This is a genomic window from Variovorax sp. Varisp53 (assembly GCF_059491555.1).
Map to the genome: position 1 here is coordinate 5,627,501 of NZ_CP168512.1, position 24,232 is coordinate 5,651,732.

General features: G+C 68.4%; 22 protein-coding genes (1 of these 22 only partly in view). 11 read left to right on the forward strand and 11 right to left on the reverse strand.

The features are described 5' to 3' along the window. Positions 1–1,464, forward strand: the 3' portion of a protein-coding gene (locus ACEOAB_RS26415) for an ATP-binding cassette domain-containing protein (protein WP_495653202.1). The gene continues 435 nt to the left of window position 1, outside the view; the window shows 1,464 of its 1,899 coding nt (coding positions 436–1,899); its start codon lies off the left edge, out of view; its stop codon occupies positions 1,462–1,464. 88 nt (positions 1,465–1,552) lie between these two features. Further along, positions 1,553–3,319, forward strand: a complete 1,767-nt coding sequence (locus ACEOAB_RS26420; RefSeq protein ID WP_413750529.1) for a phospholipase D family protein — start codon at positions 1,553–1,555, stop codon at positions 3,317–3,319. Between the two features lie 6 nt (positions 3,320–3,325). On the opposite strand, the gene ACEOAB_RS26425 is transcribed toward ACEOAB_RS26420, so the two are convergent. From ACEOAB_RS26425 to ACEOAB_RS26440, 4 genes are all read right to left on the reverse strand, one after another. After that, complete coding sequence (locus ACEOAB_RS26425; RefSeq protein WP_413750528.1) at positions 3,326–4,237, reverse strand: copper chaperone PCu(A)C domain-containing protein; 912 nt, start codon at positions 4,235–4,237, stop codon at positions 3,326–3,328. A gap of 28 nt (positions 4,238–4,265) precedes the next feature. Continuing rightward, entirely contained in the window at positions 4,266–6,551 is a 2,286-nt protein-coding gene (locus ACEOAB_RS26430; protein WP_495653854.1) for a TonB-dependent receptor, read from the reverse strand. Positions 6,552–6,666: 115 nt separating this feature from the next. Then, positions 6,667–7,038, reverse strand: a complete 372-nt coding sequence (locus ACEOAB_RS26435) for a DUF2946 family protein (protein ID WP_056591155.1) — start codon at positions 7,036–7,038, stop codon at positions 6,667–6,669. Positions 7,039–7,049: 11 nt separating this feature from the next. Then, on the reverse strand, positions 7,050–8,201 hold the full coding sequence (locus ACEOAB_RS26440; RefSeq protein ID WP_056591161.1) for a TraB/GumN family protein: 1,152 nt from the start codon (positions 8,199–8,201) through the stop codon (positions 7,050–7,052). 64 nt (positions 8,202–8,265) lie between these two features. On the opposite strand from ACEOAB_RS26440, the gene ACEOAB_RS26445 reads away from it, so the two are divergent. Both ACEOAB_RS26445 and ACEOAB_RS26450 read left to right on the forward strand, forming a co-directional pair. Then, positions 8,266–8,679: a VOC family protein gene (locus ACEOAB_RS26445; protein WP_056591163.1), complete on the forward strand. Its 414-nt coding sequence runs from the start codon at positions 8,266–8,268 to the stop codon at positions 8,677–8,679. Between the two features lies 1 nt (position 8,680). Then, positions 8,681–9,844, forward strand: a complete 1,164-nt coding sequence (locus tag ACEOAB_RS26450; protein WP_056591166.1) for a toxin-antitoxin system YwqK family antitoxin — start codon at positions 8,681–8,683, stop codon at positions 9,842–9,844. Between the two features lie 87 nt (positions 9,845–9,931). On the opposite strand, the gene ACEOAB_RS26455 is transcribed toward ACEOAB_RS26450, so the two are convergent. From ACEOAB_RS26455 to ACEOAB_RS26465, 3 genes are read right to left on the reverse strand one after another with little or no spacing between them, the layout of a single operon-like run. Next, complete coding sequence (locus tag ACEOAB_RS26455; RefSeq protein WP_056591169.1) at positions 9,932–10,906, reverse strand: Bug family tripartite tricarboxylate transporter substrate binding protein; 975 nt, start codon at positions 10,904–10,906, stop codon at positions 9,932–9,934. A gap of 3 nt (positions 10,907–10,909) precedes the next feature. Then, entirely contained in the window at positions 10,910–11,146 is a 237-nt protein-coding gene (locus tag ACEOAB_RS26460) for a hypothetical protein (protein WP_007835963.1), read from the reverse strand. Beyond that, positions 11,143–12,897: an FAD-dependent monooxygenase gene (locus ACEOAB_RS26465; protein WP_056591171.1), complete on the reverse strand. Its 1,755-nt coding sequence runs from the start codon at positions 12,895–12,897 to the stop codon at positions 11,143–11,145. Before ACEOAB_RS26465 ends, ACEOAB_RS26460 begins: the two co-directional genes overlap by 4 nt. Positions 12,898–12,995: 98 nt before the next feature. Here ACEOAB_RS26465 and ACEOAB_RS26470 point away from each other — a divergent pair, with 98 nt between their 5' ends. After that, a complete protein-coding gene (locus ACEOAB_RS26470) occupies positions 12,996–13,778 on the forward strand; it encodes a helix-turn-helix transcriptional regulator (RefSeq protein WP_056591174.1) in 783 nt (260 codons plus the stop codon). A gap of 9 nt (positions 13,779–13,787) precedes the next feature. Here the strand turns inward: ACEOAB_RS26470 and ACEOAB_RS26475 are convergent, their stop codons facing one another. Further along, entirely contained in the window at positions 13,788–14,891 is a 1,104-nt protein-coding gene (locus ACEOAB_RS26475; protein ID WP_413751296.1) for a fumarylacetoacetate hydrolase family protein, read from the reverse strand. A 140-nt stretch (positions 14,892–15,031) separates the two neighbouring features. Between ACEOAB_RS26475 and ACEOAB_RS26480 the strand changes: the two genes are divergently transcribed. The 3 genes from ACEOAB_RS26480 (at position 15,032) to ACEOAB_RS26490 (ending at position 17,664) form a co-directional block, all read left to right on the forward strand. Beyond that, positions 15,032–16,228 carry a DUF3108 domain-containing protein gene (locus ACEOAB_RS26480; protein ID WP_495653203.1) on the forward strand — a complete coding sequence of 399 codons (1,197 nt, stop codon included), beginning with the start codon at positions 15,032–15,034 and terminating at the stop codon, positions 16,226–16,228. 104 nt (positions 16,229–16,332) lie between these two features. Beyond that, positions 16,333–16,644, forward strand: a complete 312-nt coding sequence (locus ACEOAB_RS26485) for a BTH_I0359 family protein (RefSeq protein ID WP_007835970.1) — start codon at positions 16,333–16,335, stop codon at positions 16,642–16,644. A 168-nt stretch (positions 16,645–16,812) separates the two neighbouring features. Beyond that, a complete protein-coding gene (locus ACEOAB_RS26490) occupies positions 16,813–17,664 on the forward strand; it encodes a ChaN family lipoprotein (RefSeq protein WP_413750478.1) in 852 nt (283 codons plus the stop codon). A gap of 307 nt (positions 17,665–17,971) precedes the next feature. Here ACEOAB_RS26490 and aptA read toward each other — a convergent pair whose 3' ends face one another. Next, positions 17,972–19,306, reverse strand: coding sequence for an omega-aminotransferase AptA (aptA, locus tag ACEOAB_RS26495; RefSeq protein WP_413750472.1), 1,335 nt, complete (start codon positions 19,304–19,306; stop codon positions 17,972–17,974). 70 nt (positions 19,307–19,376) lie between these two features. Between aptA and purU the strand changes: the two genes are divergently transcribed. From purU to ACEOAB_RS26510, 3 genes are read left to right on the forward strand one after another with little or no spacing between them, the layout of a single operon-like run. Beyond that, complete coding sequence (purU, locus tag ACEOAB_RS26500) at positions 19,377–20,243, forward strand: formyltetrahydrofolate deformylase (RefSeq protein ID WP_413750473.1); 867 nt, start codon at positions 19,377–19,379, stop codon at positions 20,241–20,243. 60 nt (positions 20,244–20,303) lie between these two features. After that, complete coding sequence (locus tag ACEOAB_RS26505; protein ID WP_413750474.1) at positions 20,304–21,008, forward strand: DUF2846 domain-containing protein; 705 nt, start codon at positions 20,304–20,306, stop codon at positions 21,006–21,008. Positions 21,009–21,018: 10 nt separating this feature from the next. After that, positions 21,019–22,311 (forward strand): S1 family peptidase, encoded by a 1,293-nt coding sequence (locus tag ACEOAB_RS26510; protein ID WP_413750475.1) that lies wholly within the window; start codon positions 21,019–21,021, stop codon positions 22,309–22,311. A 54-nt stretch (positions 22,312–22,365) separates the two neighbouring features. On the opposite strand, the gene ACEOAB_RS26515 is transcribed toward ACEOAB_RS26510, so the two are convergent. Continuing rightward, positions 22,366–22,737: a YXWGXW repeat-containing protein gene (locus ACEOAB_RS26515; protein WP_413750476.1), complete on the reverse strand. Its 372-nt coding sequence runs from the start codon at positions 22,735–22,737 to the stop codon at positions 22,366–22,368. Between the two features lie 129 nt (positions 22,738–22,866). Next, the gene (locus ACEOAB_RS26520; protein ID WP_495653204.1) at positions 22,867–24,186 is read right to left on the reverse strand and encodes an SGNH/GDSL hydrolase family protein; all 1,320 of its coding nucleotides are present in this window, start codon (positions 24,184–24,186) and stop codon (positions 22,867–22,869) included. Between the last annotated feature and the right edge of the window lie 46 nt (positions 24,187–24,232).

Here is a 24,232-nt window from a genome sequence, read left to right on the forward strand (position 1 = left end):
TCGCTCTCCGGCGGCACCCGCAAGCGCGTCGCACTGGCCCAGGCGCTGGTGGCCGCGCCCGATGTGCTTCTATTGGACGAACCCACCAACCACCTGGACCTCGACTCCATCGAATGGCTCGAGCAGTTGCTGATCGACTTCAAGGGCAGCGTCGTCACCGTCACCCACGACCGCAGCTTCCTGAACCGCGTCGCCACCCGCATCGTCGAGCTGGACCGGGGCAAGCTGGGTTCCTACCCCGGCAACTTCGAGCAATACCTCCTGCAGAAGGAAGAGCAGCTCGCCCAGGAAGCCGTAATCAGCGCCAAGGCCGACAAACTCCTGGCGCAGGAAGAAATCTGGATCCGCAAGGGCGTCGAAGCACGCCGCACCCGCAGCCAGAGCCGCATCAACCGCCTGCAGGAACTGCGCGCCACGCACGCCGCCCGCCGGAACGTGCAGGGCAGCGTCAACATGGACGTGGCCTCGGGTCAGTCCAGCGGCAAGATCGTGGCCGAGCTCACCGATGCCACCAAGTCCTTCGGCGAGAAGACCGTCATCCGCAAGTTCAGCAGCACCATCCTGCGCGGCGACAAGGTCGGCCTGCTCGGGCCGAACGGCGCGGGCAAGACCACCCTGCTGAAGTTGATCCTGGGCGAACTCGAGCCCGACACCGGCAAGATCCGCCGCGGCACCAACCTGCAGGTGGCGTACTTCGACCAGATGCGCGACAAGCTCGACCTCGACGCCACGCTGGAAGACTTCATCAGCCCCGGCAGCGAGTGGATCGAGATCGGCAGCCAGAAGAAGCACGTCAAGAGCTACCTCTCGGACTTCCTCTTCTCCCCCGCGCGTGCCAACTCCCCGGTCCGCTCCCTCAGCGGCGGCGAGCGCAACCGCCTGCTGCTGGCCCGCCTGTTCGCCCGACCGGCCAACGTGCTGGTGCTGGACGAACCCACCAACGACCTCGACATCGACACCCTCGAACTGCTCGAAACCCTGCTGCAGGATTACGACGGCACGGTGTTCCTGGTGAGCCACGACCGGACCTTCCTCGACAACGTGGTGACCAGCACCATTGCCTACGAAGGCGACGGCAGCTGGCGCGAGTACGAAGGCAGCGTGCAGGACTGGCTGATCCAGTCCAGGCGCGCCCGCGAGATCGCCGAGCAGCGCCTTGCCGCGGCACCCGCTCCAGCACCTGCGCCCGCCCCGGCCGCGGAACCCGGGGCAGCCCCCCGGACAGCCGTCGCCCGCAAGAAGCTCTCTTATAAGGAGCAGCGCGAACTGGATGCTCTCCCCGCGCAGATCGAAGCCCTCGAAGCCGAGCAGAAGCGCATTACCGAGATGCTCGAACTCGACGGCGGCGCCATCTACGCCACCGATGCCTCTCGCGCCGCCGAGCTGGCCGAGCGCCACGCCAACATCGACGACGAACTGCTGGCCGCCCTGGAGCGCCAGGAAGAGCTGGTCGCCGGGCGCTGACGCCCATGCCGGTCGTCCGCCTGTCCGACGCGCGGCAGGCGCCGACTAGGCTATACATGCTGCTTATCTCATCACCGGGAGAAGCCGCATGCCTTCCTCCTTCCAGGCGTTCTGCCGCCGATCCGCCGCGCTTCCCGCGCTCGGCGCGTTCCTGGCGCTCCTGTTCCTCTGCGGCTGCGCGCAATTGCCGCAGAACGTCGAGCGCCCCGTCTCGACCGCGATCACCTCGCCAGCCAGCGGCACCGCGCTGGCCGACCTGGTGCAGCAGCGCCGGCAGGCCGACAAGGCCCGCTATGAATCCGGCTTCATGCTCATGGGGGGGCCGCAAGCGGCGTACGGCAGCCGGCTGGCACTGATCGAGGGTGCCCAGAAAACGCTGGACCTGCAGTACTACGCCATCCACGCCGATGCCAGCACCGGCCGCCTCATGCGCGGCCTGCGGGGAGCCGCCGAGCGCGGCGTGCGGGTGCGCGTGCTGCTCGACGACTTCCACACGACCGGCCGCGACGCGGCGGTGCTGGGGCTGGCCTTCATTCCCAATATCGAGATGCGGCTGTTCAATCCGCTCGCGGGCTCGCGCGACTCCCGCATCAGCCGCTTCCTCAATTCGATCGACGACGCCTCGCGCATCCAGCAGCGCATGCACAACAAGCTGTTCATTGCCGACAACGTGCTCGCCGTCACGGGCGGGCGCAACCTCGGCGATGCGTATTTCGGCAACGCGACCAACGGCAACTTCATCGACGTCGACGTGCTGGCGGCCGGTCCCATCGTGCAGGATCTCTCGCGCAGCTTCGACAGCTACTGGAACAACGAGCGCGCCTACCCCGTGCAATCGCTGATCACGCGCGAGAAGCTGCAGGCCATGCGCGACCGCGCGCGCAAGGCCGACCAGGAACTGGCCGAGGAATCGGCTCGCGCCCAGGACGCGAACGGCAACCCGAAACCACCGAACGGCGAGCCGCTCCCCAACGCGCCTCCCACCGCCGCCCAGCGCGCCCGCGCCTGGGACGAAAAACCGCTGGACCTGCGCACTGCCACCTTCGTCTGGGCCCCGGCCGTGATGCTGGCCGACAAGCCCGGCAAGATCCCCGCCGACTCGGATCCCAGCAATGCGAAGGCACCGGGCCTCGTGGTCAGCCGGCCCGACGACAAGGCCGGCACCTCGCGCGGTGCGGCATCGCTGGAAGCCGCCTCAGATCGGGCGGCCAACGGCGACACGGTGGTCGAGGGCCTCCTGCAGCTGATCGGCCAGGCGCGCACCGACCTGGTCATCATCTCGCCCTACTTCGTGCCCGGCAAGGACATGCTGCGGGCTTTTTCCGAAGCCCGCGGGCGGGGCGTGCGCATCCGCGTGCTGACCAACTCGCTGGCCTCGAACGACGCACCAGTGGCGCACGTGGGCTACGCGCGCCACCGCGAGGAACTGCTCAGGATGGGCGTCGAGCTCTACGAACTGCGCAGCGAGCAGGCGAGCCTCGGCAACGTCTTCGGCTCCTCGGAGGGCGATAGCACCCCCGGTCAATCGCGCGCGATGCTGCACTCCAAGGTGCTGGTGATGGATGGCCGGCTGCTGGTGGTCGGCTCGATGAACCTCGACCTGCGCTCGCAGCTGCAGAACACCGAGCTCGCGCTGCTGATCCGCAGCAACGAACTCTCGCGCGCGGCGTCGGAGCAGATCGAGCGCGGCATGCGCGAGCGCTCCTGGCACGTCGATCTGGTGGACGGATCGCTGCTGTGGCACGCGCCCGAAGGCAGCGACCTGAAGGACACCCGCACCGAGCCCGACGCCAGCGCCATGCTGCGGCTGATGCTCAAGCTCTTCGGGCCGCTGGCGCCCGACCAGCTGCTTTGAAGAGGCTCAGTGCTTGTGCTGATGCGCTGGGCCGGCGGCATCGGCACCTTCGGGCGCGCCCACCGGCAGCGCCAGGTCCAGCGCGGTCTTCACGCCCTTGGTGTCCTCGAACTTCAGCGTCATCGGCACGCTCGCGCCCTTGGCCAGCGGGCCCTTCAGGTCCATCATCATCACGTGATAGCCACCGGGCTTGAGCTCGACGGTCTGGCCCGCGGGCAGGTCGAGGCCGCCGGTGAGTTCGCGCATCTTCATGGTGTCGCCTTCCATCTTCATCTCGTGCACTTCGGCAATGCCGGCTGCCGGGGTCGAGATGCCGACCAGCTTCGTGCCGGTGGGTGCGGTGAGCTTCATGAAGGCGCCAGTGCCGCTCTGGCCCGGCACCGACTGGCGCACCCAGCCATCGCGTACGTCGACGGTGGCCACGCCCTGCGCCACCACTTCGAGCTTCGCGGCGGGGCTCTTCAGCCCCTTGGTCGAATTGCCCGAGGCCGGCACCTCGGCCCAGTCGGCCACGCCGACGTCGCAGGTCTGCAGCACCTTGAACCACAGCGTGCCCGGTGCCGCGGGCACCTTGCCGCGCAGCACGAACTCGGCGCGCTCGCTGCCGGGCAGCGCGTTCTCGGGCTTCTCGGCGGTCCAGCGCACTTCGCCATCGCCGCCCGCTCCGCCCTTCTGCACGTCGAGCTTCCAGCCCTTGCGCGCCTGTGCGTCGCTCAGCACGAAGCCCTTTGGCAGGCGCACGGCGAGACCGGTGGTGGTCTTGGCGCCTTCGCAGGCGTGGCCGACGCGGAAGGCCGCGTTGTAGTCGCTGCCCACAGTGGCGCCGCCCGGCGGCAGCGAGACATGCGCGGAGGCGGCAGCAACGCCCGTCAGCATGGCGCAGGCAGCGAGAGTCTTGAGAGTGGTCGAGGCATTCATGGCGAAAGATCCTTGAAGTGGAAGAGGGTCAAAGGTCGAACTTGAGTTCGGCCACATAGGTGCGCTGCGGGTATGGGTGGAAGGCCCAGTACCTGTTGTTGTTCAGGTTGTCGATGCCGAAGGACGCGCTCCACTGCCGGTCGATCCGGTAGCGTACGCGCGCGTCGACCACGAAGAACTTCGAGAAGCCCATGTATGCGGCGCCGTTGGGGTCGCTGCTGTCGAGCGTGCCGTACTGCCTGCCGCTGTAGCGCGCGCCGACGGTGTAGCTCCAGCGGGCGTCCGGCCGGTAGGTGGCGAGCAGCGTGGCACGCACCTTCGGCACGCGCGGCTGGTCGCGGCCGACGCTGGCCGCAAAGCCGCTGTTGGCGGTGATCTTCGAGCGGGTCAGCGTGAGGCTGCCGCTCAGGTCGAGCCCCCGCACGCCCACGTCGACCGCGTTCATCGCCACTTCGAGCCCGCGCGTGCGGATGGCGTCGACGTTCTGCACCGTGCTTACGAGGTTGGTGAGTGCCTGGGTGTAGAGCGCGTCCTTGGTGTTCTCGAAGAACAGCGTGGTGCGCAGCACGCCGTCGAGCCCCCAACCCTTCATGTCGCGCTCGGCGCTGAGCTCGGAGGTCCACGAGCGTTCGGGGCGCAGGTTCGGATTCGTGTTGACGATGCGGTTGCCGTCGATCGAGCCCTGGTAGAGCTCGCTCACCGTCGGCATGCGCACCGCGCGGCCGGTCGAGGCCTTGAAGAGCCAGTCGGACGTGGCCTGCCACGCGATGGCGGCCTTGGGCGAGTCGTAGCTGTTCTTGCGCGGCGTGAAGTTCAGCAGCGTGCTCACGTTGCCGAGCTGGCCGCCGTAGGCCTGCCAGCGCTCGTGGCGCAGGCCGAGCGTGGTCTTCCAGTCCTTCGCGAAGCGCCAGGTGTCCTGCGCGTAGAGCGACTGCAGACGGGTGTTGCCGTTGAAGGCCGAAAACGGCGAGACGGGAGAGCCGTCGATCCAGTCGAGCGTGTTGCCGACGCTGGTGCGCAGGCGCGCAGTGTCCTGCTGAAAGCCGAAGTCGACCACGTGCGCGCCCACGCCTTCGGCCGAGCCGGTGGGCCGCCAGGTGCCGGCCGCCTTGAAGGTGTTCCAGCCGGAACCGCCCATGTCGGTGGTGCGGCCCGGGCCGCCGTTGAAGGCGCCGGGCAGCGGTGTGGTGGGCGTGCGCGAGGTGTCGCGCGAATAGTCGAACAGGCTCGCCGCCACCTCCCAGTCGAACACGCCGCCGGTGTGGCTCTTCACCGAGAGGCCGTGCATGTAGTGCGTGAGCGCGGTCTCGGTCGGCGCGAGCGCGGCGCTCGGCGAATCGAGGTTGTAAGTGCGCCCGCCGATGTTCACGCGCCCGCCGTACACCGGCCGGCCGAGGGCGTCGCGCAGCCAGGTGTCGACACTGCCGTGCGTGGTGTTGTTCCATGCACCCAGCGTGTAGGTGGCGCGCACCGTGGGCGAGAAGTCGTAGGCCACCTTGAGCTTGGCCTGCTCCTGCGTGGTGTCGTAGATAGTCGAACCGCCCACCAGCCACCACGGCTGGTTCGATGGATTCAGCCCGAGCACCGCGCCGGTCACCGGCGTGCCCGCACTGCCGACCGTGCCCGCGCTCACCAGCCGGTTGCCGAACACCAGCGCCTGCCCCTTGCTGTGGGTGCGCGACGCGCTGAGCCACCACGACCAGTCACCGCTGCGGCTGCCCAGCGACAGGTCGAGCTGCTGGCCAGCCGGCGACGAATGGCTGTTGTACAGGTCGAAGTTCGACGCGAAGCCGCTGAGCTTGACGTGCGCCTCCAGCTGCGTGGGCATGCGCGTCACGTAGTCGACCACCGCGCCCACCGAGTTGCCCGGGTACGCGGCCGAGAACGGCCCGTACAGCACGTCGACCCGCTCGATTTCTTCCGGCGACACCATGCCCCAGCGCGGCGCGTAGGTGGCGCCGTTGCCCAGCGGGTTCGACAGCATGATGCCGTCGGCATACACCATCGAGCGCGCGCTGTTGCCCGTGCCCGAGGCGCGGGTGGCGAGCACGGCGTGATTGAAATCGCCGATGTAGCGCTTGCGCACCACCAGGCTCGGCAGGTATTTGAGCGCGTCTTCGCTGTCGGTGGCGTTGACGGTTTCGACGACCTGCTCGTGCGTCACGCCTTCGATGGTGGTCGGGATCTGCGTCGGCAGCGAGGTCGGGCGACCGCCGGTCACGGTGATGGTGCCGAGCGCGCGGCCACCGGTGCCGCCTTCAGGCGTGTCGGCGGACTGCTGCGCCAGCGCAGGCGCGCCAAAGGGAAATGCCATGGCGATCGCCAGGGCGCGGGAATGCTTTTTCAAGAGGAATTCTCCACGAAACTTCAAGCCGGACAGGCCGCACATGCGCTTCGGTCGCGCGCGTGCAGCTACGGTTTTGAGAGCGTCAGGAGAAAGCCGGGGGCCCGCGCGCCGGCAGCGGCGCCGCGGTGGCCGCGGCCAGGCGCGCGGCGGGAATGGCCTGGACCACGCGGCCCAGCGGCAAGGGAAGATCGAACACGGGAGCGGCCACGGCCGGCGGCGGTGCGCCGGTCAGCACGCACAGCGGGCAGTCCATCTGCGAGGCGCCCATTTCCTGCGCGCCGTCTTCGGTGTGGACCACCACCTTGATCGAGCCGGCGCTGGAACACACCAGCTCCATGGCCTGCGGGTTCACCAGCGGCGACGCCACCGCCACGCCCAGCGACAGCACGAACCACAGCAGCACCCAGCGGCCGACGAGGCCGAGGAAGCGGGTGGGGTGGCGCAGCGTGTGCATGGCGGTCGCGATTATCTGCGCACTTTGCCCTTGGCAGGCGCCTTGCCCCCTTTGGCGGCAGGCGCAGCCTTTGCCGATCTACCGCCCTTTGCTGCGGCAGCAGGCGCACCCTTCTGACCACGTTGACCCTTGGCGGCCTTGCCGCCGCGCACGGCCTTCGGCGCTGGCGAAGGCGCCGCAAGCGCCGGCATCGGCACCGCCGTTTGCGCCTGTGCATCGGTCAGCACCGGCGTCACGGTGAAGCCGCGCGCTGCCATCAGCGCGGGCAGTCCCTGCGGGCCGATCATGTGCAGCGCACCGACCGCCGCGAACACGCGCTTGCCACCGAAGTGCAGGCGCTCGATGCCGTCGGCCAGGTTCGGGTTGCGGTCGTCGAGCAGGCGCTTCATCAGCCGCTGCTCGGCGGTCGTCTTGAGGCAGTCGCACCACTCGGGGTAGCGGGCGAGCTTGGCCGCGTCGCTGCGCGCCCAGACGTCGGCCAGCTCCTTGAGCTGGCCGCGCAGCTTGCCCGATTCCAGTTCGTCCAGCGCCGCATCGACCTGCTCTGCCTCCTCGGCTTCGGATTCGCCGGTCAGCGCCTTCAGCTGCTCGGCCGCGCTTTCGAGCGCGACGATCGGCTTGTTGCCGTTGCGGGCGGAAACCGCCAGCGTCTCGTCCACGCCGAATTCCGGGTACAGCCCGTCGGCCCGTCCCGCCAGGCCGGCCAGTGCCGTGACCTGCAGGATCGGCTGCAGCTTCGACAACGTGCCAGGCGGCACGCAGGCCTCGGCGTTCTGGCGCTCCAGCCGGCGGGCACGCTCGCCGCTGAGCATGCGCGCCAGCAATGCCGGATCGGCCGGCTGGCCCATGGTCCGGGCGGTGGCTTCGTCGTGCAGGTCCAGCTCCAGCGCGAGCACATCGCTCTCCGCGAGCGCCTTCTGGATAGCCGGGCCGGGCCGCACCCAGTCGCCGCGCCCGACATGGATGGTGCCGTAGAGCCACGAGCTGCGCCCGTCGCGCTCGATGCGCCAGAGCACCCCGCGGTCGATGCCGTTGCGCACGCCCATGCCCGGCTTTTCGAGGCTGGCGATGGCCGAGGGCGGGCAGGCGGCGTGCGCAGCCGCGAAGGTGAGCAGAAGAGCGATGCCGCACATCCGCGCGGCGAGGGTCCGGAGTATCCGCAAGGCTTGCTCCACGATGAAAGAAAGTCCGGCATTCTCACAGCACCGCTGCCCATAATCCGAAACCATGCAGAGCATCTTCCACCTTGCCTTCAATGTTCGCGACCTCGACGTCGCCCGCCGCTTCTATGGCGGCGTGCTCGGCTGCGCCGAGGGCCGCAGCACCGACACCTGGGTCGATTTCGACTTCTTCGGCCACCAGGTTTCGCTCCACCTCGGCGAGCCCTTCGCCACCGCCCGCACCGGCCGCGTCGGCGACGTGATGGTGCCGATGCCGCACTTCGGCCTCGCGCTGGCCCTGCCCGACTGGCAGGCGCTGGCCGCACGGCTCGAAGCCGCCGGCACCGAGTTCGTGCTGAAGCCGCAGGTGCGTTTCGAGGGCCAGCCGGGCGAGCAGTGGACGATGTTCTTCCTCGACCCGTTCGGCAATCCGATCGAGGTCAAGGGTTTCCGCTCGCTCGACACGCTTTACGACAAGTGACATGACCCCGCGCCGGACCGCCCTCCGCGGCGCCGCCGCATTGCTCGCGCTGCTCGGCGCCGCGACGGCGCACGCGCAGCCGGACTGCGAGCTGAACGGCCGCAGCGTGAACCCGGCCGACGGCAGCAGCACCGCGGGCAAGACCGGCCTGCTGCGCTGCAAGGACCGCGCAACCGGCGAGCTGCAGCGCGAGGAACAGGTGCAGAACGGCGTGTCGATGGGTCTGGTGCGCATCTACGAGAAGGGCAGGCTCGCCAAGGAGCACACGCTCAATGCCAAGGGCAACCTGCAGGGCCGCGCCCGCGAGTTCTCGCCCACGGGCCGCGTGCTGCGCGACGCCACCTACGAGGACGGCCAGGAGCGTGGGCTGGTGCGCAGCTTCTACCCCGACGGCCGGCTGCGGCGCGCCATCTTCTATCCCGACACCGGCAGCGGCAGCGAACGCGCGTCGGTCGAATTCACCGAGCACGGCCAGCTGTCGGCGCTGCGCTGCGCCGACGCGCCCACGCTGGCCCCGGTGGTCGATGACGCCAGGCTCTGCGGCTTTACAGGCACCGGCCCGTCGCAGGTCGAACTGTTCGACTCGCGCGGCACCCTGCGCTCGCGGCTGTCGTACGTGTCGGGCAAGCGGGTGCGCTCGCAGAGCTTCTACGACAACGGCAAGACCGCGGCGATCGACGAAATCGTCGGCAACCAGCGCACCGAGCAGAACTACTCGTCCGAAGGCGTCAAGCGCCGCGAGGCGGTGTACCTGCTGATCGAGCGCGCAAGCGTGCGCCTGCGCGAGCAGGCCTTCTCCGAAAAAGGCGCGCTGGTGCGCGACCAGCGCTGGAACAGCGCGGGCGAGCCGATCGTCGACGACAGCTACCACCTCAACGGCCAGCCGAGCAGCAAATCCGCCTACAGCGGCAGCGGCGACACGCGCACGGTGGAGATCACCGAGTTCTACGACAGCGGCCAGCGCGCCGCGCAGGGCCGCTACCAGGTGGTGGGCCGCGGCCGGCAGATTCCGGTGGGCACCCACCAGCGCTTCAGCGAAAAGGGAACGCTGCTGGCCGAATCGACATTCGACGCCAAGGGCCGCGTGACGCGCGAGCGTGCCTGGGACGAGAACGGCGATCTGCTGCGCGACGACGAGGTCGTCGAGGACGGCTCGAAAAAATAGGCTCGCGCCCCTCCCGGGGCAACACCAGAGGCCCGGCAACGCCGGTTCCTCGGTGTTTCACGAAGGGGGAGAGTCCCTTTTGCGGCTTCAGTCCAGCTTGATGCCGGCCTGCTTGATGATCGGGCCCCAGCGCCTGGACTCGGCGCGCGACAGCGCCGCGAACTGCGCCGGCGTGCCGGGCATCGCTTCCATGCCGAAATCGTCGAAGCGCTTCTGCACGGTCGGCGTGCCGAAGGCCTTGTTCAGGTCACCGTTGAGCTTGTTCACCACCGCCGGCGGCAGGCCCGCCGGGCCCAGGATGCCCTGGAACGCGAACACCTCGGTGTTGGGCACGCCCACTTCGGCCAGCGTCGGAACGTTGGGCAGCAGCTTGCTGCGCGCACCCGAGCCGATGGCCAGCACGCGCACCTTGTTGCCCTGCATGATCGACAGGCCCGAAGCCAGGTCGAGGAACATGCAGGGCACCTGTCCGCCCATCACGTCGGCCATGGCCGGCGCCGCGCCGCGGTACGGAATGTGGGTGATGAAGGTCCCGGTGCGCACCTTGAACATCTCCATCGCGAGGTGGTGCGGCGAGCCGTTGCCTGGCGAGGCGTAGTTGACCTTGCCGGGGTTGGCCTTCACGTAGGCGAGGAACTCCTTGAAGTTCTTCGCCGGGAAGTCCGGATGCACGACCAGTGCCAGCGGGAACTTGCCGATCGCACCGATGTAGGTGAAGTCTTTCTCGGGGTTGAACGGCAGCTTGCTGAACAGGTGCTCGTTGAAGGCCAGCACGGCGTTGTCGGCCGACATGATCGTGTAGCCGTCGGGCTTGCTCTTGGCGACGATGTCGGCGCCGATGTTGGTCGAGGCACCGGGGCGGTTGTCGACCACGATCTGCTGGCCCAGCGTCTGGCGCATCGATTCGGCCAGCACGCGCGCGATCACGTCGGTGCCGCCGCCCGCCGGATACGGCACCACCCATTTGACGAGTTGCGCGGGGTACTCCTGCGCATGGGCGAAAGGCGTGGCGGCCACGGCGGCGCCGGAAGCGAGCGTGGCGAGAAGGGTGCGGCGATCCATGGATCAGTCTCCAGTCGTTGTTTGTGATTCGGAAGCGGACAGCGATGGTACGGGCAGCGCGTGCAACGCGTCGGCCAGCGCGGCGCGGCAGCGCGCCTCGTCGCCGACCTGTTCGAACAGCAGCAGCGCAAGCCGCGCGAGAAACAGCGATTCGCGCTCGGCGCCCGCCTCGGTGATGGCGCGCGCGCACTCGGCGTAGAGGCGGTCGCGGGCGTCGGGGTTCAGCGGTGTCGTGCTCATGCGGGGAGCTCCTGGGCCGCGCGGGCCAGTGCGGGTTGCAGGGCGCCGGGCGGCAGGCGATGCCAGCGCGCGGCCACGTGGCCGTCGGGGCGCAGCAGGTAGACCGCGCCGTCCTGTGCGCCGAGCACTTCGAAGACGGCGGGGGATGCATGCGCATCGGCGCCGCCGGAGCCCAGGCTCGCAATGCTGCGAACGACGAAGGGCAGCGCGCCCTGCCGTGCCTGCGCGACGTCGGCGGCGGGCGGCGCGGCCACCTCGGGCCGCAGCACCAGCAGCGTGAAAGTCGGCGCGATCCAGTCGGTGAGATGGCCTTGTTCGAGTTGCTGCTCCGGCATCACCTCGCCCGGCAGCGGGCCAGCCGTCAATGCATCTCCTTCGCCCGACGACAGCGGCGAATCGACGTAGCACACGGCCTGCGTCTGGCGCGGGTTGATCAGCTGCGCGATGCCGCGGTGTTTTTCCGACAGCGACAGCGCCGCCTCGCGCAGCAGGTCGAAGCCGCGCGACGGCGGCGACATGAACTCGGTGCTGCGCATCGCGTTCTCGGCATTCACGTGGAAAGCCGCGATGCGCTCCTGCGAGTACGAATCGAGCAGCGCCGCATCCGACAGGCCCTTGGCGACGAACGCCAGCTTCCACGCGAGGTTGTCCGCGTCGTCGAAGCCCGAGTTGAGCCCGCGCACGCCGAAGATCGGCATCGCATGCGCCGCGTTGCCCGCGAACACGACGCGGCCGTGGCGGTAGCTGTCGAGCGTCATCGCGCCGGCGCGATAGACCGAAGTCCACACCGTCTTCCACGGCAGATGGCCTTCGCCGATGGCGTCGAGGTGGCGCTGCACGAACTCGGCCACGGCTGGCGGCTGCAGCGCCTCCTCGGTGCTCTGGCCGGGGCGCAGCTGGTAGTCGATGCGCCAGATGTCGTCGGGCTGGCGGTGCATCAGCACGGTCGAGCCCGGGTTCCACGGCGGGTCGAACCACGCGCGGCGCTCGGTCGGGTGGCCGCTCTTGAGCTCGATGTCGATGATCACGTAGCGGCCTTCGTAGCCCGTGCCTTCGAGCGCGAGCCCCATCGTTTTGCGCACGAAGCTCTGGCCGCCATCGCAGGCTGCGAGCCACTGGCCGTGCAGCCGGTATGCGCCTTCGGCATTGCGAACGTCGAGCGTCACGCCGTCGTCGTCCTGCGCGAGGCCGGTGAGCTCGGTGCCCCAGCGGATGTCGATGAGCCCCGGCGTCGCCTCGTTGCGGCGGAAGATCTCTTCGAGCAGGTAGTGCTCGGCGTAGTACTGCTCGAGGTTGATCATCGGCGGCAGCTTCTGCTGCGCGTCGTGCGGCATCTCGAAGCAGAACACCTCGGCCGTCTTGTAGAAGCTGCGGCCGCCGGTCCAGGGCAGGCCCTTGCCCATGAAGCCGGGCAGCACGCCCAGGCGCTCCATGATCTCGAGACTGCGGCGCGAGATGCAGGCCGCGCGGCTGCCCACGCACACGGTGTCGTCGGCCTCGAGGATCACGCAGCGCACACCGTGGTTCGCGAGCCCCAGCGCGAGCGCCATGCCGACCGGGCCGCCGCCGACAATCACCACGGGGTGGCGGCCGGGTTCGGCGCCGCCGGGGCCGAGCGCGGGCGTTCGGGATTCGTAGCGCGTGTAGTGGAAGGCGCCGACCGAGGGCGGCAGTCCGGCGTCGGCGCCGGACTTCGGCGGCACGGGGCCGCTCGCGGCATCGCCGAGGGTGGCAGCGGGGGAGTTCGTCATCCGGCGGGATTGTCCCGATGCGCGAGGAGCGGCAATGTCATAACTTCGTACGAGGTAGTTACCCGTATGCGCGCCCTTTCCTTCTTCTTTCCCCACGCATGAGACGCTGGCGCATCCACCCCGCCGAAGACACCACGCTGGCCGCCGCCGTGGTCGGCGACGTGCTCTCCGGCGTGGGCACGCCGCTGCTGGCGACCAGCTATCTCAAGGCCATGCAGCGCGTGATGCCGGTGACCTTCTGCACGGTGTTCGTGGTCGATGCCGCCGGGCGCATCGAGCTCGTGTCCGCCGCCAGCAGCTATGGCAGCACGGCGGAGCGCACGTCCGAACGCTACGTGGCGCAGCGCTTCGATTTGCTCGACCCGAACATGGCCTGGCTGGCGGCGCGCAAGCTGCCCAAGCGCGCGCAACTCTGGATGGGCCACCAGCGCGCCGACGAGGTGGCCGACCCGGTGTATCGCGCCGCCTGCTATGGCGACGTGGGCATTCGCGAGCGCGCCTCGGTGCTGTTGCTGCAGCCCACGGGCCAGCGCGTGGCCGTGAGCTTCTACCGCAGCCTCGCGCAGCCGGAATTCGGCGCGGCCGACTTCGAGCGCATCGAGGCGCACGCCACGCTCCTGGCCGATGCCACCGCCGCGCACGGCCGCAGCGCAGTGGCCGCGCGGGAGCCGGTGGAGCCCGTCCTCGCCTCGCGGCTGCTGAAGCTGAGCCTGCGCGAGCGCGAGGTTATCGGCCACCTGATGGCGGGCCGGACGGCCAAGGAAGCCGCGCGCCAGATCGGCGTGGAGCTGACGACGGTGCGCACCCACCAGTACCGGGCGTTCCGGCGGCTGGGGATACGGTCGCAGAAGGAGTTGCTGCGCGGCGCGGGGCCGCACTGAGCCAGCCCCTCAGTCTTCGGAAGCTTCTTGCTCCGGCTGCGCCCCGTCCGGCGCATCGCCCTGCTGCGGCTTCACCAGCGACACCGGCGCCTCCTTCGGCCGCCCCGCCGTGGACACGATCTCCTGGTCGATGGCGCCGAACAGCGAGCGCCCGTCCAGCCCCTTCATCTCGATGCGGATGGTGTCGCCGAACTTCATGAACTCGGTGTAGGGCTGGCCGACCTGGATGGTCTCGATGCAGCGCTTCTCGGCGATGCACGAATAGCCCTTGGGCCAGTCCATCTGGCCGTCCTTCTTCTCGACGCCCTTGTTGCTCACGGTGCCGCTGCCGACGATGCTGCCGGCGCGCACGTTGCGGGTCTTGGCGATGTGGGCGATGAGCTGACCGAAGTGGAAAGTCATCTCCGGGCCCGCATCGCACAGGCCGACCTTGCGGCCGTTCCAGCTGCTTTGCAGCGCCAGGTGCACGCGGCCGTCCTGCCACGCCTCGCCGATCTCGTCGAGCGTCACAGCTACGGGGCTGAAGGCGGTGGCGGGCTTGCTCTGGAAGAAGCCGAAGCCCTTGGCCAGTTCGGCCGGAATGAGGTTGCGCAGGCTCACGTCGTTGGCCAGCATCACGAGGCGGATGCCGTCGAGCGCCTGGTCGGGCGTGGCACCCATGCGCACGTCGCCGGTGATCACCGCGATCTCGGCCTCGAAGTCGATGCCCATGGCTTCGCTGGGCACGACCACGTCGTCGGTCGGGCCGAGAAAGTCGTCGCTGCCGCCCTGGTACATCAGCGGGTCGGTATAGAAGCTCTCGGGCACCTCGGCGTTGCGCGCCTTGCGAACCAGCTCGACGTGGTTCAGGTAGGCCGAGCCATCGGCCCACTGGTAGGCGCGCGGCAGCGGGGCCATGCACATGGCCGGATCGAAGGGAAAGGAATGGCGCGCACGGCCGGTATTGACGGCGTCGTACAGGTCCTGCAGCTGCGGGCTCATGAAGCCCCAGTCGTCCAGCACCTGCTGCAACCGGCTCGCGATGCCGGTGGCGTAGTGGGCGAGCGTGAGGTCGCGCGAGACAACGACGAGCTGGCCGTCGCGCGAGCCGTCCTTCAAGGTGGCGAGTTTCATGATGCGGTGCGTGCGTGAGAGCAGGGACCGGGCGCCGGCACGGGCCGGTCGCCGCTCCCACTTAAACTGGTTGAACGGGCGGCAGTTTACCGAGGTGGTCTTTCGTGAACCTCCGGGCCGGCGCCTCACTCCACATACCGATGCCGACGCTCGTCGCCCCCTCTTCCTCGCCATCGCTGCCTCCCGGGCTGCCGGGGCGTCCGTCGTGGCGGGTTCTGATCGGGCTGACGCTGCTGGTGGGGCTGGTCCATCTGTTGCTGCTCGGGCTGGCGCCGATGGCGGTCGGGCCGGAACCCTCGCCGCTGGCGAGCAAGTTCAGCACGCGCACCATCGTGATCGCACCACCGGCGTCCGAGGCGCCCGCTCCGGCGGCCGCACCCGCCGAGGCCAAGCCGCCGCCTCCGCCCAAGCCGAAGCGCCCGCGCGAGGCGTCGGTGCCCAAGCCGAAACCGAAGCCGGCCCCGGTCGAACCGGCGTCCTCGCGGGAGCCGGACGCAACCACGCTGCCGCCCCCCGAAACGCCCGACCCGACAACCCAGGCCGCTACCAATTCAGGAGCAACACCGCCCGAAGCGGCGGCCAGTGCCCCGGCTGGCGCGACATCGCCCTCCGGCGGCACCGGAACCGGCACCGCTGCGGCGGCCGGCGGCGAGGCCTCGGGCACCATCGCCGGCACGCAGGCGATGAAGATCCCCGGCTCGGTCACGCTGGACTTCGAGGCCACCGGCCAGTCCGGCGCCTCGCCGCAGCGGGGCGTGTTCGGCGAACTGGTCTGGCTGCAGGACGGCAGCCGCTACGACGGGCGGCTGACGCTCAAGGCGGTGTTCTTCACCTTGCTCAACTGGCACAGCACCGGCCGCATCGGTCCCTCGGGGCTGGAGCCCGAGCGGTACTCCGAAAGCCGCAAGTCAGAGGTGGCTTCTCATTTCGTACGCGACCAGGGGCAGATCGTGTTCAGCAACAACGCGCCACCCGTGCCCCTGCTGGCCGGCGCGCAGGACCGCATGAGCGTGATGATGCAGCTCGGAGGCCTGCTGGCGGCCAGCCCCGGGCGCTATCCGGCAGGCACCCGGATTTCGGTCCAGACCGTGGGGCCGCGCGATGCCGACGTCTGGGTCTTCGTGGTCGGTGACGAAGAAAACGTGAGCCTTCCGGCCGGCGAATACGTCACGCGCAAGCTCACCCGCACCCCTCGGCGGGAGTTCGACCGAAAACTCGAGCTTTGGCTTGCGCCAGCGTACGGCTACCTGCCCGTGCGCATCCGGCAGACGGAACCCAACGGGGACTTCGCTGACGCCCAATTGCGCAAACCCCTACCCGCGGCCGCCCCGAACTGAGGAGAGTCATTCCATCGGAGCAAAAGCCAAGAAAATTAGCCCGTTGGTTTTACAAGAATGACAACCTGTCTTGAAACTGGCGCGTTGATTGCTATGTAACCTCCATGAACGCCATCGACATCCTCACAGGGCCCGCCATGAACATGCTTTATGACTCGGAGTCTTTCGTCGTCGTCCACGTGCAACCCAATGAAGGCGACGAACCCGCGCAACCCAACGTGCCGGTTCTGGAGCGTCACGGCTTCGAGATCGTGGACAAGCGTTCGGGCAAGGAGGTCTACCTCGACGGCTCCTGGGCCGAGCTGTTCCAGCAGCAGATCGCCGCGTGGCAGCTCAACACCCCCACCCAGGAAGAAGTCGAGGACACGCTCGAAGGCTACGCCGAGCTGGCCCACACGCCGGTGCTGGTGCACTGACGCAATTTCGGCCTCCAATGACAAAGCGCCCTGCCCGGGCGCTTTTTTCATGAAGCACCGGGCAACGGATCCCCTGAATCTCGGGTCAGCGAAGAGACCGAAAGAGACGACAAGGAAAAGCGGAAATGGACGGCACGGCGGGCGCGTGCCGAGGCATAGTATGGCGTGATGCCCCCTCCAAACCGGCCCCTGCGGACTCCCTGGCGCCTGCTTCTTCCCCTGCTCGCCACCACCGCATTCGGGGGCTGTTCGGCGCTGCCTCCCGGCGCCGATGCGCCCATCGCGCGCCGCATCGCAGCACTCCAGCCGGTCGACGCCCTGCTGCTCGGCGAGCAACACGACGCCCCCGAGCACCACGCCATCGAGCGCGAAGCCGTCGAGGCGTTGGTCGCGCGCGGCCATCTCGCCGCGCTTGCGCTCGAAATGGCCGAGGAAGGCCGCAGCACCGCGCGCATCGCCCCCACCGCCACCGAAGCGCAGGTGCAGGCGGCCCTCGACTGGAGCGACAAGGCCTGGCCCTGGGCCAACTACGGCCCCACCGTGATGGTGGCGGTGCGCGCGGGCGTGCCCGTGGTCGGCGCCAACCTGCCGCGCACGCGCATGAAGGACGCCATGGCCGACGTCTCGCTCGACGTGCAGCTCAACGGCGAGGCCTATGCCGTGCAGCAGGACGCCGTGCGGGAGGGCCACTGCCAGATGCTGCCCGAGTCCCAGATCGTCCCGATGACGCGCATCCAAGTGGGCCGCGACCGTGCAATGGCGCAGGCCATCGTCAAGGCGAGGCGGCCGGGCCAGACGGTGCTGCTGATCGCCGGCGCGGGCCACGTCGTGCGCACGCTCGGAGTGCCGCAGCATCTGCCCGACGACGTCAAGGTTGCCACGGTGCAAATGCGCGCCGCTCCCGCTCCGGCGGACGTGGCAGCGGGCGACTACGACAGCACATGGCAGACGCCGCCATTGCCCGAGAAAGACTATTGCGCCGAGTTCAAGAGGCTGGCCAGGCCGCAGCCGAAGGCGTGAGCGCGTCGAACCTAGTCACCGAACCAGAACAACAACCAGGCGCTGACAGAGCCGAGCGTCATCAGGACGAGAAGAATCTGGCGGCCCGCGTGAAGCGGTTGATTCGTCCAGGATTCGATATTTTTTGAAGTCCTCATCTCCAGCCTTGTGATGCGGGCTGAAGAATGAGGCTCCCGCTGACTCCTGTCAAAGCGGTAAAAATGCTTCGTCGACCGTCAGTTCAAAACGAAAGTCGCATGGTTTCCATGCGCCGCGATCCTCCGAACGGCCTTCGCGTCGCCGGCTTGCGCAAGGGCCGCCATCCCGCTCAGGCGTGCTTTCTGATCGAATCCGCCAGCGTATTCACCAGCGTGTCGATGTGCGACTTTTCCACGATGTACGGCGGCGCGATCACCAGCACGTCGCCCGCGGGCCGCACCAGCGCGCCCTTGTGGAAGCAGTCCAGGAAGATGTCGTAGGCGCGCTTGCCCGGCGTGCCCGCGATGGGCGCGAGCTCCACCGCGGCGGCGAGGCCCAGGCTGCGGATGCCGATCACGTTCGGCAGGCCCTTGAAGGCACTGTGGAAGGCATCGCCCAGCACCTTGCCCATCTCGCCGGCGCGCGCGAACAGGTTCTCCTGCTTGAAGAGATCGAGCGTGGCGATGGCCGCGGCGCAGGCCACCGGGTGGCCCGAGTAGGTGTAGCCGTGGAAGAACTCGACCACGTGCTCGGGCGCGTCGGTCTTCATCATCGCGTCGTAGAGCTTGTCGCGGCAGATCACGCCGCCGAGCGGAATGACGCCGTTGGTCACGCACTTGGCGAAGTTCAGCATGTCGGGCACCACGCCGTAATAGTCGGACGCGAAGTTGGTGCCCATGCGGCCGAAGCCGGTGATGACCTCGTCGAAGATCAGCAGGATGCCGTGCTTGTCGCAGATCTCGCGCAGGCGCTTCAGGTAGCCCTTGGGCGGCAGGTACCAGCCGGCCGACCCGGCCACCGGCTCGACGATGATCGCGGCGATGTTGCTCGCATCGTGCAGCGGCAGGATGCGCGTTTCGAGCTCGACCAGCGGGTCTTCGGCCCACACCGGCTCCTCGTTGCGGATGTAGGCATGGTTCACCGGATCGTGGATGAAGCGCATGTGGTCCACGCGCGGCAGGAAGGCCGAGCCGAACACCTTGCGATTACCGGGAATGCCGCCCACGGACATGCCACCGAAGCCCACGCCGTGGTAGCCCTTCTCGCGGCCGATGAACACGTTGCGGTGGCCTTCGCCGCGCGCGCGGTGATAGGCAAGCGCGACCTTCATCGAGGTGTCGGCAGCCTCGGAGCCGGAGTTGCAGAACAGCACCTTGTTGAGGTCGCCGGGGGCGAGCGAAGCGATCATCTCGGCCGCCTTGAACGCCTTGTCGTTGCTCACCTGGAAGGCGGTGGCGTAGTCGAGCGTGTCGAGCTGCTTCTTGATCGCCTCGTTGATGGGCTTGCGGTTGTGGCCCGCGCCCACGCACCACAGCGAGGAGATGCCGTCGATCACCTTCTTGCCGTCGTGCGTGGTGAACTCCATGCCGTCGGCCGCCACGAAGACGCGCGGGTCTTTCCTGAAATGGCGGTTGGGAGTGAAGGGCAACCACTGGTTGTCCATGTTGAAGTCCTGCTGGGCCATGTCTCGCTCCTGCGGTTATGTGGTCGAGGAAAATCGCGATTCTGGCACCCCTGCGACAATCACGCCCCTGATGACGACCACTACGCCCACCTCGCCCGCCTACATCCTGAACCTCTCCTGCCCCGACCGTACGGGCATCGTGCACGCCGTGTCGGGCTTCCTGCTCGACCGGGGCGCCAACATCGAAGAGGCCGCCCAGTACAACGACCACGACACGGGCCTGTTCTTCATGCGGGTGCGCTTCGCTTGCGGCGAGCACAGCGAAGCCACGCTGCGCGAGGAACTGAAGACCTTCGCCGCCGGCTTCGGCATGAAACTGCAGCTGCATGCCGCCGCCGAGCCCATGAAGACCGTGATCCTGGTCAGCAAGGAAGGCCACTGCCTCAACGACCTGCTGTTCCGCTGGAAAAGCGGCCTGCTGGCCATCGACGTGCGCGCCATCATCTCGAACCACCGCGACTTCTACCAGCTGGCCGCGAGCTACAACGTGCCGTTCCACCATATCCCGGTGACGGGCGCGACCAAGGCGCAGGCCGAGGCGAAGCAACTGGAAATCATCGAGGCCGAGGGCGCCGAGCTCGTGGTGCTCGCGCGCTACATGCAGATCCTGAGCAACGACCTGTGTCGCAGCCTGGCTGGCCGCGCGATCAACATCCACCACTCGTTCCTGCCCAGCTTCAAGGGCGCCAAGCCCTATTACCAGGCCCACGACCGCGGCGTGAAGCTGATCGGCGCCACCGCCCACTACGTGACGGCCGACCTCGACGAAGGCCCGATCATCGAGCAGGACGTGGAACGCGCCGACCACACCGACACGGTCGAAGACCTCACGGCCCGCGGCCGAGACACGGAGAGCCAGGTGCTGGCGCGGGCGGTGAAGTGGCACAGCGAGCACCGCGTGCTGCTGAACGGCCACCGCACCGTGGTCTTCCGCTGAAGGAAGCCCGCCGGGAGGCGGGTGTAGCATCTCGCGCCACAAGAAAGAGGAGAAGGTGCGATGCGACGTTGGATCGGTGGGGTGTTGCTGGCCGTGCTTGCCGCCGGCCTGTTCGGGTGTTCGGCCAGCGGGCCCCGGTTCTCGGAGATGGCGGGCAGCATGCCGTCGCTGGGTGAGAACGAGGGGCGGATCTACTTCTATCGAAATTCCATCGTTGGCATGGCGGTCCAGCCCGATGTCTCGGTCAACGGCCAGGTGGTGGGCACGTCCCGGCCCAGCAGCTTCTTCTACATCGACCGCCCGGCCGGCACCTATCGGGCCAGTGCCAGGACCGAGGCCGAAGGCACGATCGACGTCGTGCTGCGACCGAAGCAGACCGCCTATGTCTCGATGAGCATCAGCATGGGCCTTCTCGTCGGGCATCCGAATTTCGAACGCGTTTCCGAGGCCGAGGGCCGGAAGGAACTGCAGTCGCTAGCCTTTGACGATGCCTTTGCCTCGGCCCGGATAGTCAAGGCTTCCGCTGCTGCGCAACCCGCAGGCGGAGCAGCAGTCTCCACAGCCCCTGCGGTGGTGAGTAAACCCGTAGCCCCCGCAGCGGCGGTGGCCACCACGCCTCTCGTGCCCGCCCAGCCTCCAACGGCGACAGCAGCAGTGGCACCAACGCCTTCCGCCCGTGCCACGGCATCGGCAGCGCCCGAAGCCACTCCTTTTGCCAAGACTTCCCTGAACGATCTGCGCTTGCTCCTGCAGGCCAACCGTTGAGACGCGCGCGATGAAATACCTGTCTTCCCCGGTGCTTGCAACGCTCGCCATCGCTCTGCCCGTCCTGACGGCATCCGCGCAGGATTCGCGCAACACCACCGCGCTCGCCCCCGACGCGCTCTTTGCCCGCGTCTCGCCCAGCGTCTGGGTCGTGCAGGCCAGCGACGCCCAAGGCAAGGTGCTCGCTACCGGCAGCGCGGTCGCCACCGGCGCGGGCACCGCCGTCACCAGCTGCCAGCTGCTCGCGAAGGCCAGCGCGGTGACACTGAAGCGCGACAACGTGAGCTACGGCGCTACGCTAGCGCTGCCGGACGTGGAGCGCGATCTGTGCCAGCTGCGCATCCCGAATCTGCCTTCGCCCATCGCCGAGGTGGCTTCGGCGAATGCGCTCCAGGTCGGCATGCCGCTCTACGTGATCGGCGCGCCGCGCGGCAGGGAGCTCACGCTCGGCACCGGCATGCTGGGCGGCATCCGCCGCGGCAGCTCGGGCGAACTCGAAGCCCTGCAATTGACTGCCGTGCCCGAGGCGGGGCTCGGCGGCTCTGGCGTGTTCGATGCGCAAGGCCGTCTCGTGGGCCTGATGCCGCCATCGACCGCCGGCGCAGCAACGACAAACCTGGCCATGCCGGCATCCTGGATCGCGCAACTGCCCGAGCGCGGCAGGCAGGCAGTCGAGCGGCTGGCCTCGCTGCCTGCCACGGCTTCGGGCAAAGGCGGTACGGCTGGCACTGCCAGCCAGGCGAGCTTTGCGACGGGCCGGCCGAGCGTCATCGAATACCAGCTGCACGACCGCCTCACCAACATCTACCGCAAGGTGCTCTACAGGATCGACCCGCCGACGGACGAGCAGATCAGCTTCAACAACGGCGGTTGGATCGAAAAGCCGAACGGCGAAGTTGTCAGCGTCACTTCTGCCATCGCGGGCGAGTTCGATTCGGTCATGCCGCCGGGGGGCTGGGTCAAGGAAAACCTCAAGGAGCAGGGGGCATGGCGGGCGCGCTACAGCTCCGCACCCGGTGGCACGCGCATCAACATGGACCTGAGCGCGTCAGTGATGGAAGACACCACGCTGACCGTCGCCGGCAAGGAACTCAAGGTCGTGCACATCGAATACAGGGGATACACGGAACGGTTCGCGAATGCGGGTGCCGTGGGCGGGAACCAGTATGGCCGCTACCGTGCGGACGTGTGGTTCTCGCAGGAACTGGGCCGCGTGGTCCGCTTCGAGGTGCAGACGCGCGGAGGCCAGAGCGGCGGGGCGTTCCAAGTCCGCGAAGCCCTCGAACTGGTCAGCATCCGCTAGCAGAAGCGGACTGCCGAGCAGGGGCTGCCGCACGGGGGCAGCCCCCGAAACCCGTCAGTTTCGGTTCGGATTGTCCGGCCGACGGTCGTAGCGGTTCGGCACCCCGTCGCCATCGCGGTCCCAACCACCCCTGTTGTATTGCCAGCGGTCGCCGTCCTGGCGCCATTCCGGCGGACGGTAGGCATAGCCCGGACGCGCGCGCACCCAGTAGCCGCGGACCCACACGTGGCGGCCACCGCGCCATTCATAGTGTCCCGGCGCCCACACATAGCCGCGGCGCGGCGGCGGCATTTGTTCGAAGCGCGGCGGGGGCGGCGCCACCTGGATGGTGACGGGCTGCGCCTGCGCGGCCGTGGGAACAGCCAACGTGCCCACCGACAGAAGCGAAGCAGCGCCGATGGAAAGAGCCAATGCGATCTTTTTCATGAAGTACCCCTCATGAGTTACAGGAGCCTTCATGCTGCCCAGCCCATGTGAAGCGCCTGTAAGCGCTGCACGAAATCTTGTGTAGAGCTGTGACCCGCCTTTCGCTGCTCCCACAGCCCTTGCGAGCACTCACTCCTGCAATTCGTGCAGGTCGATGGCCGCGGCCATCGCGGCATGGCCGGCCTTGTTGGGGTGCAGGTGGTCGCCCGAATCGAACAGCGGGTTCAATGCCTTCGGGTCCGCGGGGTCGCGCAGCGCCGCATCGAAATCGACCACGCCGTCGATGTCCTGCCGGCCGCGAATCCAGCGGTTGACGGCTTCGCGCATGGCATCGTTGGCCTCGTTCCAGTAAGGCGTGTTCCTGAATGGCGGCACCGTGCCGAGCAGCACCTTCACGCCCTTGGCGCGAGCCTGCTTGACCAGCTGCTCCAGCCCATCGGTGATGCGCTCGGCGGTCGGCATGTCGCGGGGCTTGATCTCGGCGCCGGGCACGTTGGCGAACAGGGTGCGGCCGATGTCGTTGGTGCCGAGCAGGACGATCGCGTGCGTCACGCTGCTCTGCCGCAAGGCGTCGCGCTCGAAACGCGAGAGGCCGCTGGGCCCCATGCCGTCGGCCAGCAGGCGGTTGCCGCCGATGCCGGCATTGAGCACCGCTATGTCGTTTCCGGCGCCCTGCGTATCGCGCAGGCGCGTGGCCAGCATGTCGGGATAGGCCCCGAACTTGGCCTCCGCGGTGCCCGACGTGATGGAGTCGCCGAAAGCCACGACGGTGCGCACGGACTTCGTGGTGAGCACGTCGAGCCCGGTCACGATCTGGTTCAGCACCAGCGGCGTGGGGCTCTTCAGCTTCGGCGCCATCACGGCATTGCCGGCAGTCACCCACGTCGTTCCCGGCTCGAGCATGGAGACCGTGGAGAACGGCGCTGCGCGATCGAAGAAGGCACTCACGACCACGGTCTGCCCCGCCTGCACCGGCAGGTCGACGCCATCGCTCCAGGCGTCCGCGCCGGGGGCGATCGTGAGGCTGGTGCGCCCGCCGAACCGCAGCACGCGCAGCGTGGCCGGCGAGAACGCGTCGGCGCCGGTGCCGCGTGCCGCACTCGCGGCGGCAATGCGCAGCGGCGTCTTGCCGAAGCGATTCGAGAAGCGGATGCGGATGCGCTGGCCGTCCAGCGACAGTTCGACCTGCTGGCGCAGCGTCTGCCCGCGCAGGTCATTGCCCGCGGGGGATGAATAGCCCGCGCCGCCGGGGCTTGCGGCCAGCTCGCCGAACTCGACCGGCGCAACGGCCCAGCTCGCCACCCAGTGCGCCTCGGCGGGCTGGCGGGGATGGTTGCCGGGAGTGACGGCCTGCACGCCCACGGCCAGCACTGCGAGGCAGAGGGCTGCCACCCAGTGCGCCGTGGCCACGTCGCGGAGGTGGGCTGCCCAACGAGAAACCAGTTTCATTCGCGCAAAGCGACGCAGTTTACGAAGCCATGATCTCCCGCGCGTG